Origin of the sequence: Thioclava pacifica DSM 10166 (assembly GCF_000714535.1) — a bacterium.
GTDB classification, from domain to species: domain Bacteria; phylum Pseudomonadota; class Alphaproteobacteria; order Rhodobacterales; family Rhodobacteraceae; genus Thioclava; species Thioclava pacifica.
The window spans coordinates 1-16779 of the sequence record NZ_AUND01000001.1 but is presented as its reverse complement, the minus strand read 5'-3'; the positions used below and the strand labels follow the sequence as shown (position 1 = coordinate 16779).

Genomic DNA, 16779 nt, shown 5'->3' with positions numbered 1-16779 from the left:
ATGGCGATGACGATCCTGCATCGCAAGCTCGGCCGCGACCTCTGGCGCATCCGCGCGCAGGCGCTCGCGATTGCGGCGGTGGTTGCGGTCGGCGTGATGGTGCAGGTGATGATGGCGGGGCTGACCGACACGCTCACCATCACCCGCGACGCTTATTTCGAACGCCACCGCTTCGCGCAGGTCTTCGAGCCGCTGACCCGCGCGCCGAATTCCCTGATGGAGAAGGTCAGCGCGATCCCCGGCGTGCTGACCGCTGAAGGGCGGCTGAGCGGTTACGGAAGGATCGACGCGGATGGGGGCGAGCCGGTGCAGGCGCGCATCCTGTCGCTGCCGGGGCCTGCGGGGCTCAACGGCATTCTGATGACGGCGGGGCGGATGCCGGTGGCGGGGCGCAGCGACGAGGTCGTGCTGCTTGACACTTTCGCCGCCGCGCGCGGGATCGCGCTTGGCGACACGCTCGGCGTCACCGTCGAGGGTCGCCACCAGCGCCTGCGCGTGGTCGGCTTCGCGCGCTCGCCCGAGTTCCTGTTCATGCCCGCGCCGGGCGAGTTCTTCCCCACCGACGGCCGCTTCGCCGTGATCTGGATGGAGCGCAAAGCGGCCGCTGCCGTGCTCGATCTTGATGGCGCGTTCAACGAGGTTCTGGTGCTGACCACCCGCGAACGCCCGCGCAAGGCGGTGCTGGCCGATCTCGACCGGCTGATGGCGCCCTATGGCGGCGGCGCGGGCTACCTGCAGGACCAGCAGACCTCGGCACGCTTCATCGACGAAGAGCTGAACGGGTTGCGCCAGTCGCGCCTTTTCCTGCCGCCCATTTTCCTCGCCGTCGCGGCCTTCCTGCTCAATGTCACGATCACCCGGATCGTGCAGGCGGAACGGCGCGAGATCGGGCTGATGAAGGCCTTCGGCCATAGCGGGGCCGAGATCGCGGGGCATTACCTCGAACTGGCGCTGCTGATCGCGCTGGCGGGGGCGGCGCTTGGCTCGGGGCTGGGCGTGATGGCGGGGCGCGGCATCACCGGGATCTACATGGAGTTCTACAAGTTCCCCTATCTCGTCTTCTCGATGCGCCCCGGTCCTTTCGCGGGAGGCCTCGCCTTCTCGCTGCTCGCCGCCGCCCTGGGCGCGGCGATCGCGTTGCGCACCGTGTTCCGCCTGACCCCGGCCGAGGCGATGCGTCCGCCCGCCCCGCCCGATTTCACCCATGGCCGGATCGGGTTTCTGGCGCTCCTGACCCGTCCGCTCGATCAGCCGGGGCGGATGATCCTGCGCCAGATCACGCGCCAGCCGTTTCGCAGCCTCGGCACCATCGCGGGTGTGGCGGCGGGGCTCGCGCTCAACATGGCGATGCTGATCATCTATGCGGGCTTCGATCACACGATGGCGGTGACCTTCGGCTTCGCGGATCGCTCGGATGCGGCGGTGAGCTTCATCCATCCGATCTCGCGCGATGTCACCCACGAGATCGCCCATCTGCCCGGCGTGCTCGAGGCCGAGCCGCAGCGCATGGTCCCGGTGCTGTTTCGCAACGGCCCGATCACCCATCGCGGCGAGCTGACCGGGCTGCCCGACCCTGCCACGTTGAACCGCGCGCTCGATACCGGGCTGAACCCGATCCCGCTGCCTGCAAACGGGGTGGTGCTGTCGCGCGGGCTGGCGGAGCTTCTGAAGCTTCATCCCGGCGATCTGATCACCGCCGAAGTCACCGAAGGACGCAAGCGTCACCTGACCCTGCCCGTCGTCGCGGTCTCCGACACGCTGCTGGGCTCGCCCGCCTATATGCGCCTCGATGCGCTCACCCGCGCGATCGGAGAGGCCGACCGGATCACCTCGGTCTCGATCCGCACCGCCGGCCCGCCCTCGCCGGAGCTGCTGCACGCGCTGCGCGAGCGGCCCAAGGTGGCGGGCGTCTCGGTCAAGGCCGACAGCTACGCGGCCTTTCGCAAGATCGCCGATGAGGGCGCGGGCCAGATGCGCTTCGTTTTCGGCGCCATCGCCTTCGTGCTGAGCTTCGGCATCGTCTATAACGCCGCGCGCAACGCCTTCGCCGAGCGCGCCCATGAACTCGCGAGCCTGCGCGTGCTGGGCTTCACCCGCGCCGAGGTGACGCTAGTTCTGGCGGGCGAGATCGCGGTGCTGGTGGCAATCGCGCTGCCGCTGGGGATCTGGCTGGGCTGGTGGCTCGCCAATCTGATCGCGGTGGCTTTCTCGAACGAGCTTTACAAGGTCAGCGTCAGCTTCGATCTGCCCAGCATCGCCAAGGCGGTGCTGGTGGTGGTCGCGGCGATGCTGGTCTCGATCCTGATGTTGCGCCGCGCTCAGGATCGGTTGAACATGGTGACGGCGCTCAAGGCAAGGGACTGACCTCGTGACCCCAAGACCCCGCACCCGCTGGCTGATCCTGATCCTCGTCGCGCTGATCGCGGCAGGCGCCGTGGCGGCCCTGCTCTGGCCGCAGTCGCAGACGGTCGATCTCGGGACCGTCACGCGCGGGCCGATGCGGCTTGCGATCGAGGATGACGGGCGCACGCGGGTCAGCGAAAGCTACACGGTCTCGACCCCGGTGAGCGGTCGGCTGCAGCGGCTCGACATCCATGTGGGCGACCCGGTGGTGAAGGGCGAAACGGTGGTGGCGCGGATGCGCCCCGCCCTGCCCGCCGTGCTCGATGCCCGCAGCCGCGCGCAGGCCGAGGCCGCGCTGGCCGAGGCGCAGGCGGCGCTGAGCGCGGCCCAAGGCGATTACCGCGCGGCCGTCGCGATGCGCGAGCAGGCCGATGCGGATCTGTCGCGCGCCCAGCGTCTTGCGCTCTCGGGCACGATCAGCCAATCCGCGCTCGACCGCGACCAGATCAACGCCGATTACGCCGCAGCCCAGGAGGCCGCCGCGAAAGCCGCGATCGCGATGCGCGAGGCGGCCGTCGCCTCGGCGCAATCGGTGCTGCAAAACGATGCCGCCGTCGCCAATAGCGCCGGCGCCGAGACGATCCCGCTTTATGCGCCTGCGACCGGAACCGTGCTGCAGATCCTGCAGGAGAACGAGACGGTCCTCTCCGCCGGCAGCCCGATCATGGAGATCGGCAATATCTCGGACGGGCTGGAGGTGGTGGCCGACCTGCTCTCGCGCGACGCGGTGCGGGTGCGCGTGGGCGATCCGGTCGAGATCACCGATTGGGGTGGGCCGGATGTGCTGAATGGCAAGGTGCTGCGCGTCGATCCGGCGGGCACGACGAAGGTTTCCGCGCTGGGGGTCGAGGAACAGCGCGTCGGCGTGGTGATCGGCTTCACCGGCGATCCGGCAAAACGTGCGGGGCTCGGCCACGGGTTTCAGGTGACAGTGCAAATCGTGGTCTGGCAGGCGGAGGATGCGCTGCGCGTGCCCTCCAGCGCCCTGTTCCGGCGCGGCACGGGCTGGGCGGCCTTCAAGGTCGAGGACGGCCGCGCGCATGAGGTCTCGGTCGAGATCGGCACGGATAACGGCACCGTGGCCGAGGTTACATCGGGGCTGAGCGAGGGCGATCAGGTCGTGCTTTACCCGGTCGAGGGGCTGGAGGACGGCTCGCCCGTCGCGCCCCGTTCGGGCGGCTGAGCGACCCCAAGATTACGGCGCTTTATTTATCATACCATTCGGTATATTAAATCCGCATGAGCGCCCCCGCCCCCGATTCCAACGCCCCCCGCCGCCGGGGCCGCCCACCGCGCAAGCCGGACGATCAGGCCGCGCGCAAGGCGCTGATCCGCGCGGGACTCGTGCAGCTGACCGAGCGCGGCTACACCAATGTCGGGCTCGACGAGATCACCGCCGCCGCTGGCGTCACCAAGGGCAGCTTCTACCACTACTTCCCGACCAAGGCCGCCTTCGGCGCCGAGCTGATCGAGGCTTACGGCACCTATTTCCGCGACAAGCTGTCCCTCTCGCTTAACCGCGCTGACCTGACGCCGCTCGCGCGCCTGCACGCCTTCACCCGCGACGCCGAGGCGGGCATGGCGAGATACGATTTCCGCCGCGGCTGCCTGATCGGCAATCTCGGGCAGGAGATGGGCACGCTGCCCGAGGACTACCGCGCCCGCCTCATCGTCGTGCTGGAAAGCTGGCAGGCGCTGGTCGCGGACTGCCTGCGCGCGGGCCAGACAGCGGGCGAAGTGCCTGCCCATCAAGACCCCGACACGCTCGCCGAGATCTTCTGGACGGGCTGGGAAGGCGCCGTCCTGCGCGCGAAACTTCAACATTCCCCCGAGCCGCTGCGTCGCTTCGCCGACGGGTTCCTGCGGCTCGCCCAAAGCTGAAAGGACATGACATGGTGCAGGCCATCCTGATCGAGAAACCGGAAGACACCCAGACCGTCGCGCTGAAGGAGATCGAGCTGCCGCCGCTGGCCGAGGGCGATGTGGCCGTGGACGTGGCCTATTCGACGCTCAACTACAAGGACGCGCTGGCGATCACCGGCGCGGGGCCGGTGGTGCGCTCCTTCCCGATGGTGCCGGGCATCGACTGCTCGGGGATCGTCACTGAGAGCAACCACCCCGATTTCGCCAAAGGCGACCGCGTCGTGCTCAACGGCTGGGGCGTGGGCGAGAAACATTGGGGCGGGCTGGCAGAGCGTGCGCATCTCAAGGGCGACTGGCTGGTGAAACTGCCCGAGGGGATTTCTCTGCGGCAGGCGATGGCGATCGGCACGGCGGGCTACACGGCGATGCTCTGCGTGATGGCGCTCGAGGCGCATGGCGTGACGCCCGAGCGCGGCGAGGTCGTGGTGACCGGCGCCACGGGCGGCGTGGGCAGCGTGGCGACGGCGCTTCTGGGCAAGCTCGGCTATACGGTCGCCGCCGTCACCGGCCGCCCCGAGGAAGAGGCTTACCTGAAATCGCTCGGCGCGTCCTCGATCGTCGCGCGCGAAGAAGTCTCGGGCAAGGCGCGCCCGCTGAACAAGGAACGCTGGGCGGGGGCCGTCGATGTGGTCGGCGGCGAGGTGCTGGCCAACGTCCTTTCCATGATGGCCTATCGCGGCACGGTCGCGGCCTGCGGGCTTGCGGGCTCGATGTCGCTGCCGACCTCGGTCGCACCCTTCATCCTGCGCAATGTCACGCTCGCGGGCGTCGACAGCGTGATGTGCCCGCTCGAAGACCGCATCGAGGCGTGGAACCGTCTGGCCGCCGATCTCGACATGGACAAGCTCGCCGCGATGGAGATGGAGGTCGCGCTGGAAGACGTGATCGCGACGGCTCCGAAATTCCTCGAAGGGAAGGTGCGTGGGCGGATCGTCGTGCCAGTTGCGCCCGAGCTTGGCTAACCGAGCCAAAGCGCGGAGCCGAGCATCCGCCGCAACAGCCCCGTCTGGCCGCTGACCCCGGCCCGCGCATAGATCTGTTTCGAGGTCGAGCGCGCGGTCTCAAGCGTCCAGCCGAGGCTCTCTGCGGCTTCGCGCAGGCTCGCTCCATCGCACAGAAGCACCGCCAGCCGCGCTTCGGAGCGGCTCAGGTCGAGATCGCCCGCGACTTGCGCGAGCGGCAGATCCTGCGCCATCGGCAGGGCGCGCAGATGGCCGATCACGGCCGGCGCGCCCTGCCAGTCTCCGAGCACGAGCCGGAGGTGCACAGGGGGGGCGCCGGCAATCGCGATCGGGCGCTCTGCGCCTTCTCCGGCAGCCAGCGCCGCGAGGGCTTGTCGAAAGGCTATCGCGGCCTCGGGGTCGGCAAATTCGGGCCGCGCGCCCCGACGCAGTCGCAGCCGGTCACTCGCATCGAGCCCCGCCGCGATCTGCGGATCATGCGCGATCACCATTCCCGCCGAACTCAGCACCACCCAACCCGCCCCAAGCGACGCGGCACTTTGCCCGGCCAGCGCGGCGCGGGCCCGCTCGGTCTTTAGTGCGGCCTGGATCGACAGCGCCTGCCCCAGGTGAGGTGCGAGATTGGAAAGCGGCAGCGCCTCGGCGGCCCGAAATTCTCGTCCCGAACGGGCAATCATCAGCGCCACCTGCCCCGCCGCACCCGCCGCAACCTTCAACGCCCGCAGGGGTGTCGGCCAGTCCGGCCCGCCTGGCAGGTCAATCTGCGAATAGACCCTGTCGAGACGCATCGCGTGCAACCGCTCCGCCTCGGGGAGCGCCAGCGTGCCGACCTGCCAACCCGGTCCTTCTCCTTCGGGCCCAAGCAAACGCAATGCCGCCGCCTCGGCATGGCTGGCCACACAAAGGCGGTCGAGAAACCCGTTCCAGCCCGCCTGCCCCGCATCACTTGCGGCGGCAAACAGGGCGTTGATCAACAAACTGTTTTCGGACTGACCCAACATTGCTTTAATTTACCCCCCATTTGGGGGGTTATCCAGAAAGATCGCTTCCCTATACCGGGAAAAAATTCGCGTTCGGACAAAGGCCCTCCCATGGACCAGAAAACCCTGACCCACCTGCAACGCCTCGAAGCCGAGAGCATCCACATCATGCGTGAAGTGGTTGCCGAGGCCGAAAACCCGGTGATGCTCTACTCCGTCGGCAAGGACAGCGCGGTGATGCTGCACCTCGCGAAGAAGGCCTTTTACCCCTCGCCGCCCCCCTTCCCGCTCATGCATGTCGACACGACCTGGAAGTTCCAGGACATGTACAAGCTGCGCGACAAGGCGGCGAAAGCGGCGGGGATGGAGCTGATCGTCTATCAGAACCCCGAGGCCAAGGCGAAGGGCATCAACCCGTTCGATCACGGCTCGCTGCATACCGACATGTGGAAGACCGAAGGCCTGAAACAGGCGCTCGACAAGCACGGCTTCGACGTGGCCTTCGGCGGCGCGCGCCGCGACGAGGAGAAGTCCCGCGCGAAGGAGCGTGTCTTCTCCTTCCGCTCGGCCAATCACCGCTGGGACCCGAAGAACCAGCGCCCCGAGCTCTGGCGCCTCTACAACGCCCGCAAGGCCAAGGGCGAGAGCGTCCGGGTCTTCCCGATCTCGAACTGGACCGAGCTGGACATCTGGCAATACATCCACCTCGAAGGGATCGAGATCGTGCCGCTCTACTTCTCGGCCCCGCGCCCGACTGTCGAACGTGACGGGTTGATCCTGATGGTGGATGACGACCGCTTCCCGCTGCGCGAGGGCGAAGAGCCGGTGATGCGCTCGGTGCGCTTCCGCACGCTTGGCTGCTACCCGCTGACCGGCGCCGTCGAGAGCGAGGCGCAGACCCTGCCGGAAGTCATCCAGGAAATGCTGCTGACCACCACCTCCGAACGTCAGGGCCGCGCGATCGACCACGATCAGGCCGCCTCGATGGAGAAGAAAAAGCAGGAAGGCTATTTCTGAGCCTTCCCTCTCGCGCCCCCATTTCCACCCGTATCAGGTGAGCCGACATGACGACCAAGGATCCGATCTACAAGACCGACGCGCTGATCGCGCAGGATATCGACGCCTATCTCGAGGCGCATCAGCACAAGACCATGCTGCGCTTCATCACCTGCGGCTCGGTCGATGACGGGAAATCGACGCTGATCGGGCGGCTGCTCTATGACAGCAAGATGATCTTCGAGGATCAGCTGGCCGCGCTGGAAGCGGATTCCAAGCGTGTCGGCACGCAGGGTCAGGAGATCGACTTCGCGCTGCTGGTCGACGGTCTGGCCGCCGAGCGCGAGCAGGGCATCACCATCGACGTGGCCTATCGCTTCTTCGCGACCGAGAAGCGCAAGTTCATCGTCGCCGACACCCCTGGCCACGAGCAATATACCCGCAACATGGTCACCGGTGCCTCGACCGCCGATCTCGCCGTGATCCTTATCGACGCGCGCAAGGGCGTGCTGACCCAGACGCGGCGCCATTCCTACCTCGTGAACCAGCTCGGCATCCGCCATATCGTGCTGGCGGTGAACAAGATGGACCTGGTCGATTACGATCAGGCGACCTTCGACGCCATCGTCGCCGACTACAAAACCTTCGCCGACAGCATCGGTATCGAGGGCTTCACCGCAATCCCGATCTCGGGCTTCAAGGGCGACAACATCACGGGCCCGAGCGAGAAGACCGGCTGGTATAAAGGCCCCTCGCTGCTACCCTACCTCGAAGCGGTCGAAGTGGACGTGACTTCCGATCAGGAGCGCCCCTTCCGTCTCCCGGTGCAATGGGTGAACCGCCCGAACCTTGATTTCCGCGGCTTTTCCGGCCTCATCGCCTCGGGCACGGTACGACCGGGCGACGAGGTGCGCGTGCTGCCCTCGGGCAAGACCTCGACGGTGGCGCGTATCGTCAGCCTCGAAGGCGACCGCGACATGGCGGTGGCAGGCGAATCCACCACGATCACGCTCACCGACGAGATCGACTGCTCGCGCGGGCAAGTCATCGTCGCGGCCAAGGATCCGCTGGAGGTCGCCGACCAATTCGAGGCCACGATCGTCTGGATGGACGAGAACGAACTGGTGCCGGGCCGCGCCTATTGGCTCAAGATCGGCACCCAGACCGTCTCGGCGACCGTCCACGAGCCAAAATACGAAGTGAACGTCAACACGCAGGAGCATCTGGCCACGAAGACGCTGGACCTCAACGCGATCGGCGTGGCCAATGTCACCACCGACCGCGAGATCCCCTTCGCGCCCTATGCCGAGAACCGCGATCTGGGCGGGTTCATCCTGATCGACAAGATGACCAACCAGACGGCGGCCGCGGGCATGATCAACTTCGCGCTGCGCCGCGCCCAGAACATCCACTGGCAGGCGACCGATATCGGACGCGAGCATCATGCCAACATGAAGCATCAGAAGCCCGCCGTGATCTGGCTGACGGGCCTCTCGGGCTCGGGCAAATCCACGATCGCCAATATCGTCGAGAAGAAGCTGGCGCGGATGAACCGCCACACTTTCCTGCTCGACGGTGACAACGTGCGCCACGGGCTGAACAAGGATCTGGGCTTCACCGAGGCCGACCGCGTGGAAAACATCCGCCGCGTCGGCGAGGTCGCCAAGCTGATGACCGATGCCGGCCTGATCGTGATCACCGCCTTCATCTCGCCCTTCCGCTCGGAGCGCGACATGGTGCGCGCGATGATGCAGCCGGGCGAATTCCTCGAGATCTTCGTGGATACGCCGCTGGAAGTGGCCGAGGCACGCGACGTGAAGGGGCTTTATGCGAAGGCGCGCTCGGGCCAGCTGAAGAACTTCACCGGCATCGACTCGCCCTATGAGGCGCCCGACAATGCCGAGCTGCGCATCGACACGACCGCGATGACGCCGGACGAAGCGGCCGATCTGATCATCGCGCGGCTGATCCCCTAACGACCTTGGCGGGGCGCGGCGATCCGCGCCCCCAAACGCGCGCTTAGCCCAGCAGATCGCGGGCGATGCGCTCGAAGAGATGCGCGCCGGTGCCGATCAGGTCGTCGGGGAAATCGTAATCGGGATTGTGCAGCGCGGGGGCATCCCGGCCCACCCCGAGGCACAGCATCGCCGATTGCGCCCCATGCCCGAACAGCCCGAAATCCTCCGAGGCGCGCATCGGCACGCCCTCCTCGCCATGCGCGATCTTGAGGGCATCCATCGCCTGCCGCGCGATTCCGACGGCCTCGGCCGCATTGACCGAGGCCGCGAAACGGTCGTGTTCCTCGATCATCAAACCCAAGCCCGCCGCTTCGGCCTCCTGAGCCACCCGAGCGCGGATCTCGGCCTCCAGTGCCGCAAGGCTGTCATCGCCCCCGGTGCGCAGGGTGGCATAAAGCACGCCCTCGCCCGGCGCGATGCCGAAGGTCGGCTCGCCCACGGACAGATGGGTCAGCGTCACGAGGCGGAAGCTGTCGTCCAGTTCGCCCCCCGGCCCGAGTGCCTCCAGCACCGGTGCCAGACGCGCGAAGACCGGGAGCGGCGAGCGCCCCGCGCCGGGATCGGCAGCATGGGCAGTCTTGCCCGAGAGCGTGATCTTCAGCCCGACCGAGGCGCAGTTCATCAACCCCGGCTTCGTGCCCACATAGCCGCGCGGCAGGCCCGGCAACCCGTGGATCGCAAAGGCGAAATCGGGGGCGATGCGGGCAAATTGCGGGTCCGCGATCACCGCACGCGCACCCGCGCCCGTTTCCTCGGCGGGCTGGAACAGCGCGACCACCCGACCCTTTGCGACGGGCTTGCGCGCGATCAGCCGCGCCAGCCCCATCAGCATCGCCATATGCCCGTCATGGCCGCAGACATGCGACACGCCGGGGTGCTCAGAGACCCAATCGACATGGGGGGCCTCGGGGATCGGCAGCGCGTCGAGTTCCGCGCGAAACAGCACCACCGGCCCCGGCGCTCCACTGTCGAAGATCGCCGCCACGCCATGCCCGCCGAGCCCGGTGATCAGCTCGGCCGGGTTCAATGCGCTCAGCTCCCCTGCGATCCGGCGCGCGGTGTCCACCTCCTGCCCCGAGACCTCGGGCGCGCGGTGGAGCGCGTGGCGCAGCGCGGTCAGCTCAATCAGATCGGCATTCCCCAGCATCACGCCTCCTGCAGCTCGCGCAGCACCTCGGCCCCGATCTGGAAGGACCGGATGCGCGCGGCCGGGTCGTGGATCATCCCAGTCACCATCAGCTCGTCAGGCTGGTAGCGTTCGATCAGCGCGGCAAGCTGCGTGCGGATCATCGCGGGCGCGCCCGTGGCCGAGACCGCGAGCGCCTGTTCCGCCTGCGCCAGAACCTGCGCGGGGATGCCAGCGCCCGGATCATGGCTCGGGCGCGGCAGCTTGCCCGGTTTGCCCATGCGCAGCCGTGCAAACCCCATCAGATGTGAGGAGCGCAGATAGGCGGCCTCCGCATCCGTCTCGGCCGCGAAGAGCCCCGCCGCCATCATCGCATAGGGTTGCGAGAGGTGCTCGGACGGGCGGAAGCCTGCGCGATAGGCGGCCAGCGCCTCTTCCAGCATCGCCGGGGCGAAATGCGAAGCGAAAGCATAGGGCAGCCCGAGATAGGCGGCGAGCTGCGCACCGAACAGGCTGGAGCCCAGAATCCAGATCGGGACTTTGCTGCCCTGCCCCGGAATCGCGCGGACACGGGCATCCTCGGGGCCTTCGGCAAGGAAATCCATCAGCTCGACCACGTCATCGGGAAATCCATCCGCCGGCGCCATATGTCGGCGCAGCGCCCGCGCCGTCGCCATGTCGGTGCCGGGCGCACGGCCCAGCCCGAGGTCGATCCGGCCGGGATAGAGCGCCTCGAGCGTGCCGAACTGCTCGGCCACCACGAGCGGCGCATGATTGGGCAGCATGATGCCGCCTGCCCCAACCCGCATCCGCCGCGTCGCGCCCGCGATGTGACCGATCACCACCGCAGTCGCCGCGCTCGCGATGCCGGGAAAGTTATGATGCTCGGCCAGCCAGTAGCGGTGATAGCCCGCCGCTTCCGCCGCGCGCGCGAGATCGGTGCTGTTGGCCAGCGCCTCGGCCGGGCCGCCGCCTTCGGGAATGGGCGAGAGATCGAGAAGGGAGTAACGTTTCATCGAGCCTCCGGGGGTCTCCGGGAATTCGCCCTCAGGGGTTTCAGAGACGCGCGCCGCTGTCAATCGGCGCGGCTGCGCGGCATTGCACAGCCCGCTCTTCCCCGCGCGGCACGCCGCCCTGCCCGGCTTTGCCCTTGACGTTTCCCATGCGACCGTCCCACCCTGCGCGCAAGCGACAGGAGACCCAGATGCCCATCACTCACGCCCCCTTCAGTCAGGCCGAATATGACCGTCGCATCAAGCTGGTACGCGCGGCGATGGCCGAACGCGGGATCGAGCTTCTCTTCGTCACAAACCCCTCGAACCAGTTCTGGCTGACGGGCTATGACGGGTGGTCCTTCTACACGCACCAAGGTGTGATCCTGCCGATGGAGGGCGCACCCTTCTGGTGGGGCCGCTTCATGGATGCGAACGGCGCGCGCCGCACCGTCTGGATGGAGGAGGAAAACATCCTCCATTACAACGACGCGATGGTGCAGTCGGATGTGATGCACCCGATGGAAGACCTCGCCTCGCATCTGCGCATCATGGGCTATGGCAAGGCGCGGATCGGGGTCGAGATGGAGACCTATTTCTACACCGCCAAGGCCCATGCCGTGCTGGCCGACGGGTTGCCCGAGGCCGAGCTGATCGACGCGAGCGTGCTGGTGAACTGGCAGCGCCTGATCAAATCCGACGAGGAGTTGCGCTTCATGCGCCGCGCCGCGCGGATCTCCGAACTGGTGATCGAACGCGCGATGGAGCTGGCCGAGCCGGGGCTGCGCAAGCACGATCTGGTGGGCGAGCTCTACAAGACCGCCGTGCAGGGCGAGGAGGACAGTTGGGGCGATTACCCCGCAATCGTGCCGATGCTGCCCTCGGGCCCCGATGCCTCCGCCCCGCACCTGACCTGGAACGGCGAGGCGCTGAAAGCGGGCGAGGCGACCTTCGTCGAGCAGTCGGGCTGCTATCGCCGCTATCACGCGCCGCTCTGCCGGACCGTGTTCCTCGGCAAGCCGCCGCAGCACATGATCGACGCGAGCCACGCCCTGACCGAGGGGCTGAACGCCGGGATCGAGGTCGCCCGCGCCGGCAATCGCGCCTGCGACATCGCCCGCGCGCTGAACGTGGAGCTTGCGAAAGTCGGGATCGAGCGGCCCAACCGCGCGGGCTATGCGGTGGGTTGCTCCTATCCGCCCGATTGGGGCGAGCACACCGTCTCGATCCGCGACACCGACGAGACGATCCTGGAGCCCGGCATGACCTTCCATTTCATGCCCGGATTGTGGATGGACGACTGGGGGATGGAAACCACCGAGACGATCCTGATCACTGAAGACGGCCCCGCCGAGCCGTTGTGCAAGGTCGAACGCAAGCTTTTCATCAAGGACTGAGGCGATGCGGCTCGACACCACCCGCGCGATCCTGTCCGACCTGATCGCCTATCCGACGATCTCGACCGACCCGAACCTGCCGATCATCCATTACATCGCCGACCGGCTGGAAACGGTCGGCGCTTCGGTGGAGGTCATGGTCGACGAGAGCGGCCAGAAGGCGAACCTCTTCGCCACGCTGGGCGAGGCGCGCGATGGCGGGCTGGTTCTGTCGGGTCATTCCGACGTGGTGCCGGTCACCGATCAGGATTGGACGAGCGATCCCTTCACCCTGACTGAGCGTGACGGCAAGCTCTACGGGCGCGGCACCTGTGACATGAAAGGGTTTATCGCGGCCTGTCTCGGCTCGCTCGATCTGCTGGCCGAGGCGGCACGGACCCGCCCGATCCATTTTGCCTTCACCCATGACGAGGAAGTCGGCTGTCTGGGCGCGCAGGAGCTGGTGAAGATCCTCGCCAGGCGCCCGGTCAAACCCGCCCTGTGCATCATCGGAGAGCCGACCTCGATGCAGGTCTTCGACGGCAACAAGGGCTGCTGCGAATATACCGTGCGCTTCGAGGGACGGCCCGGGCACAGCTCGGCCCCCGAGAAGGGCGTGAACGCGGTCGAATATGCGGTGCGCTACATCAACCGGCTGTTCGAGCTGCGCGCCGAGCTGGTCAAACGCTGCCCCGAGGGCTCGCGCTTCGACCCGCCGCAGACGACGCTCAACGTGGGCGCGCTGCGCGGCGGCGTCTCGCATAACGTGATCGCGCCGCGGGCCGAGCTGAACTGGGAGATGCGCCCGATCAACGAGGCGGATATGCGCTTCGTGAAAGAGGAAATCGCGAGTTTCGTCGAAGACAAGCTGCTGCCCGAGATGCGCGCCATCGCCCCCGAGGCGGGCATCTCCACCGAGACGATCGGCGAGGTGGTGGGGCTCGAGCCGATGGACGAGAACGCCGCGCGCGATCTGGTCTTCGCGCTGACCGGGCAGAACCACGCGGGCTGCGTCGCCTTCAACACCGAAGCCGGGCTGTTCCAGTCGATCGGGATGGACGCGGTGATCTGCGGGCCGGGCTCGATCGAGCAGGCGCATAAGGCCGATGAGTACGTCTCGCTCGACCAGATGTCCCAGGCGCTGGCGATGATCGGGAGGCTCGCCAGCGCCCGGAGCTAGCCGCTCTTACGCGGCGGCTTTCTGTGCGGGCGCGGCCGTCTCGCGGTAATGCGCCTGCGCGGCGGCAACGCCGCTGCCCAGCTCGACAGGCAGGCCCAGATCGGCCATCGCCATTTCGGCGGTCGCGAGTCCGGAGAGCGTCATCACGTCGGTGATCAGACCGAGATGCCCGATCCGGAACACCTTGCCCGCGACATCGCCCAAGCCCCCGCCAAAGGCGACGCCATAGGTATTGAGCGCCTGCGCCACGATCCGGCCCGCGTCGAACCCCTCGGGCGCGCGCACAGCACTGACGCTGTTGGAATAGAGATCGGGCGAGACCGCGCACAGCTCCATCCCCCAGGCCGAGACCGCGCGGCGCACGCCCTCGGCGATGCGGGCATGGCGGGCGAAGACGTTTTCCAGCCCCTCGCCCAGCAGCATGTCGCAGGATGCTTTCAGCCCGTTCAGCAGACCCACAGGCGGCGTATAGGGAAAGCCGTTCGCGGCGTAACCCGCCTGCATGTCGCGGATATCGAAGAAACAGCGCGGCAGCTTGGCGCTTTGCACGGCGGCGAGCGCCTTTTGCGAGAACCCGGTGATCGCGAGGCCCGGCGGCAGCATGAAGCCTTTCTGACTGCCGGTCACGGCCACGTCCACGCCCCAGTCATCCATCCGGAAATCCATCGACCCGATCGAGCTGACCCCATCGACGAAGAACAGCGCCGGGTGGCCCGCCGCATCCATCGCCCGCCGGATGCCCGCGACATCCGAGGTCACGCCGGTCGCGGTCTCGTTATGGGTGGCCAGCACCGCCTTGATCTCGTGGCCTTTATCGGCGGCGAGGATCTCGGCGAAGCGGTCGACCGGGATGCCCTCGCCCCAGTTCACCGTGACCTGCTCGACCACCAGCCCGTAGCGCTGGCACATGTCGATCCATTTATGGCTGAACATCCCGTTGCGGCAGGCCAGAACCTTGTCGCCGGGCGAGAGCGTGTTGGTGATCGCGGTCTCCCAGCCGCCGGTGCCGGTCGCGGGGAAGACGAAGGCCTCGCCGGCCTTGGTCTTGAGCACCTTCTTCACGCCGTCCAGCGCGGGGTGGATGATATCGGCGAAGCCGGGGCTGCGATGGTCCATCGTCGGGATATCGACGGCCTTGCGCAGGCTTTCGGGAATATTGGTCGGGCCCGGAATGAACACGGGGTTGAGATGGATCATGACGCCTCCTCCTCTGGCTGGGAAAAGTCGTATCACGCGCGGGTAGGCTCGGATATTTTTACGAAAAACCGCAGCCGCAGCGCAGAAATTTCCAGCTTTCACCGTGAGAGCAACGGGTTACGTTTTTCATACAATGAAATATATTTTTGCTTTATGCTCGTTAAAAAGGATTTTCCCCGTCCGGGAGGCGAAAGAATGACCACAGCCCGCCGCAAGGGCCGCCCGCGCGGGTTCAACACCGAACCGGGGCAAGGCACGATCCAGGCGCTCGACCGGGCGCTGGACGTGCTCGACCTGCTCTCGCGCCACGAGGGGCTGAGCCTGAGCGAGATCGCGCGCGGCCTCGGCCAGTCGCCGGCCACGATGCACCGGGTCCTCGCGACGCTGCACGCCCGCGATTTCGTCGAGACCAGCCCCGAGGGACAGGATTGGCATATCGGCCCCGCCGCCTTCCGCATCGGCTCGGCCTTCCTGCGCCATACCAACGTCTTCGAACGCGCCCGCCCCTTCATGCAGGAGCTGATGCGGGTCACGGGCGAGACCTCGAACCTCGGGGTGGAGCGCGCGGGTCAGGTGCTGTTCACCGGGCAGGTCGAGACGCATCAGGCGATCCGCGCCTTCTTCCCGCCCGGCACCGTCGCGCCGCTTCATGCCTCAGGGATCGGCAAGGCGTTGTTGAGCGGCTACGCGCCGGAGCGGCTGGCGCGCTTCCTCGGCAGTCATGAGTTCACGCGGTTCACGGAGAAGACGATCGGTGATGCCGCGACCTTGCGCGCCCAGCTCACCGAAGCACAGGCGCGCGGCTATGCGATCGACGACGAGGAGCGCACCGTGGGGATGCGCTGCGTCGCCGCCCCGATCTTCAATATCCATGGTGAGGCGGTGGCGGGGATCTCTGTCTCCGGCCCGGTGCAGCGGATGGGTGAGACGCGCCTGCCCGAGATCGGCGCGGCGGTCACGAAGGCCGCGCGCGCCGTCACGCGCCAGATCGGCGCGGGCTGATCAATTCAGCCGCTGGCCCGATTTCGCGTCGAACAGGTGCAGGTCCTCGGGCTTCACCGAAAGCCGCATCTGGCCGACCTCGTTCTGCGCCATGTGAACGCCGGGCAGCGCCGCCGTCATCGCCTCTCCGGTCGCGCCCAGCGTGCCGTGTAGCAGCGTGTTCGCGCCCAGAGGCTCGGCCAGCGTCACCTCGAGCGTGAGCGGGCCCGCATCGTCGGGATGCAGATGCTCGGGACGGATGCCGAGGCTGACCGGGCCATCGGGCAGATCGCTCGCGCCCAGCGCCGCGCCACCCAGCATCACCTGACCGCCCTTCACCTCGGCGGGCAGGATATTCATCGAAGGGCTGCCGATGAACTGCGCGGCGAAGACCGTCACCGGGCGCTCATAGACCTCCAGAGGCGTGCCGATCTGCTCGGCCACGCCGCCATTCATCACGATCATCCGGTCGGCCATTGTCATCGCCTCGACCTGATCGTGGGTGACGTAAAGCGCGGTGATCCCGAGCTTGCGCTGCAATTCGCGGATCTCGACGCGCATCTGCACGCGCAGCTTGGCATCGAGGTTCGAGAGCGGCTCGTCGAACAGGAACACCGCCGGTTCGCGCACGATGGCGCGGCCCAT

14 protein-coding genes are annotated in these 16779 nt (G+C 67.3%); 9 read left to right on the top strand and 5 right to left on the bottom strand.

The annotated features are described in order from the left end of the window. The 4 genes from TP2_RS00070 to acuI are packed head-to-tail and all read left to right on the top strand — an operon-like array spanning window position 1 to window position 5288. Entirely contained in the window at window positions 1-2364 is a 2364-nt protein-coding gene (locus tag TP2_RS00070) for an ABC transporter permease (RefSeq protein WP_240473672.1), read from the top strand. Window positions 2365-2368: 4 nt separating this feature from the next. Beyond that, window positions 2369-3586 carry an efflux RND transporter periplasmic adaptor subunit gene (locus tag TP2_RS00065; RefSeq protein ID WP_051692071.1) on the top strand — a complete coding sequence of 406 codons (1218 nt, stop codon included), beginning with the start codon at window positions 2369-2371 and terminating at the stop codon, window positions 3584-3586. 56 nt (window positions 3587-3642) lie between these two features. Further along, the gene (gene acuR / locus TP2_RS00060; RefSeq protein ID WP_038072048.1) at window positions 3643-4284 is read left to right on the top strand and encodes an acrylate utilization transcriptional regulator AcuR; all 642 of its coding nucleotides are present in this window, start codon (window positions 3643-3645) and stop codon (window positions 4282-4284) included. A gap of 14 nt (window positions 4285-4298) precedes the next feature. After that, complete coding sequence (acuI, locus tag TP2_RS00055; RefSeq protein ID WP_206198302.1) at window positions 4299-5288, top strand: acrylyl-CoA reductase (NADPH); 990 nt, start codon at window positions 4299-4301, stop codon at window positions 5286-5288. Here acuI and TP2_RS00050 read toward each other — a convergent pair. Further along, window positions 5285-6262, bottom strand: a complete 978-nt coding sequence (locus tag TP2_RS00050; protein WP_157617006.1) for a helix-turn-helix transcriptional regulator — start codon at window positions 6260-6262, stop codon at window positions 5285-5287. The two genes, acuI and TP2_RS00050, sit on opposite strands and share 4 nt — an antisense overlap. Before the next feature lie 78 nt (window positions 6263-6340). Here TP2_RS00050 and cysD point away from each other — a divergent pair, with 78 nt between their 5' ends. Next, on the top strand, window positions 6341-7285 hold the full coding sequence (cysD, locus tag TP2_RS00045; protein WP_276202122.1) for a sulfate adenylyltransferase subunit CysD: 945 nt from the start codon (window positions 6341-6343) through the stop codon (window positions 7283-7285). 47 nt (window positions 7286-7332) lie between these two features. After that, a complete protein-coding gene (gene cysN / locus TP2_RS00040) occupies window positions 7333-9240 on the top strand; it encodes a sulfate adenylyltransferase subunit CysN (protein WP_038072041.1) in 1908 nt (635 codons plus the stop codon). A 43-nt stretch (window positions 9241-9283) separates the two neighbouring features. Here cysN and TP2_RS00035 read toward each other — a convergent pair whose 3' ends face one another. Together TP2_RS00035 and TP2_RS00030 are read right to left on the bottom strand one after the other, a co-directional pair. Continuing rightward, window positions 9284-10429, bottom strand: a complete 1146-nt coding sequence (locus tag TP2_RS00035) for an amidohydrolase (RefSeq protein ID WP_084713720.1) — start codon at window positions 10427-10429, stop codon at window positions 9284-9286. Continuing rightward, a complete protein-coding gene (locus TP2_RS00030; RefSeq protein WP_038073160.1) occupies window positions 10429-11424 on the bottom strand; it encodes an LLM class flavin-dependent oxidoreductase in 996 nt (331 codons plus the stop codon). The genes TP2_RS00035 and TP2_RS00030 overlap by 1 nt, the downstream gene beginning before the upstream one ends. Before the next feature lie 188 nt (window positions 11425-11612). Here TP2_RS00030 and TP2_RS00025 point away from each other — a divergent pair, with 188 nt between their 5' ends. Next, the gene (locus TP2_RS00025) at window positions 11613-12797 is read left to right on the top strand and encodes a M24 family metallopeptidase (protein WP_038072037.1); all 1185 of its coding nucleotides are present in this window, start codon (window positions 11613-11615) and stop codon (window positions 12795-12797) included. A gap of 4 nt (window positions 12798-12801) precedes the next feature. Beyond that, window positions 12802-13956 (top strand): acetylornithine deacetylase, encoded by a 1155-nt coding sequence (gene argE, locus TP2_RS00020; RefSeq protein ID WP_038072035.1) that lies wholly within the window; start codon window positions 12802-12804, stop codon window positions 13954-13956. 6 nt (window positions 13957-13962) lie between these two features. Here the strand turns inward: argE and bhcA are convergent, their stop codons facing one another. Beyond that, on the bottom strand, window positions 13963-15153 hold the full coding sequence (gene bhcA, locus TP2_RS00015; RefSeq protein WP_038072032.1) for an L-aspartate--glyoxylate aminotransferase BhcA: 1191 nt from the start codon (window positions 15151-15153) through the stop codon (window positions 13963-13965). Window positions 15154-15348: 195 nt separating this feature from the next. Here bhcA and bhcR point away from each other — a divergent pair, with 195 nt between their 5' ends. Beyond that, complete coding sequence (gene bhcR, locus TP2_RS00010) at window positions 15349-16155, top strand: HTH-type transcriptional regulator BhcR (protein ID WP_038072030.1); 807 nt, start codon at window positions 15349-15351, stop codon at window positions 16153-16155. On the opposite strand, the gene TP2_RS00005 is transcribed toward bhcR, so the two are convergent. Next, window positions 16156-16779 (bottom strand): ABC transporter ATP-binding protein (locus TP2_RS00005; RefSeq protein WP_038072028.1); only part of this gene is annotated, 624 nt, incomplete at its 5' end. It lies immediately after the preceding gene.

Excerpts from the sequence above, each read along its gene's own strand:
- acuR (WP_038072048.1), top strand. The coding sequence starts at position 3,643 with ATGAGCGCCCCCGCCCCCGATTCCAACGCCCCCCGCCGCCGGGGCCGC.
- cysN (WP_038072041.1), top strand. The coding sequence starts at position 7,333 with ATGACGACCAAGGATCCGATCTACAAGACCGACGCGCTGATCGCGCAG.
- TP2_RS00025 (WP_038072037.1), top strand. The coding sequence starts at position 11,613 with ATGCCCATCACTCACGCCCCCTTCAGTCAGGCCGAATATGACCGTCGC.
- bhcR (WP_038072030.1), top strand. The coding sequence starts at position 15,349 with ATGACCACAGCCCGCCGCAAGGGCCGCCCGCGCGGGTTCAACACCGAA.
- bhcA (WP_038072032.1), bottom strand. The coding sequence starts at position 15,153 with ATGATCCATCTCAACCCCGTGTTCATTCCGGGCCCGACCAATATTCCC.
- argE (WP_038072035.1), top strand. The coding sequence starts at position 12,802 with ATGCGGCTCGACACCACCCGCGCGATCCTGTCCGACCTGATCGCCTAT.
- TP2_RS00030 (WP_038073160.1), bottom strand. The coding sequence starts at position 11,424 with ATGAAACGTTACTCCCTTCTCGATCTCTCGCCCATTCCCGAAGGCGGC.
- TP2_RS00070 (WP_240473672.1), top strand. The coding sequence starts at position 1 with ATGGCGATGACGATCCTGCATCGCAAGCTCGGCCGCGACCTCTGGCGC.
- TP2_RS00035 (WP_084713720.1), bottom strand. The coding sequence starts at position 10,429 with ATGCTGGGGAATGCCGATCTGATTGAGCTGACCGCGCTGCGCCACGCG.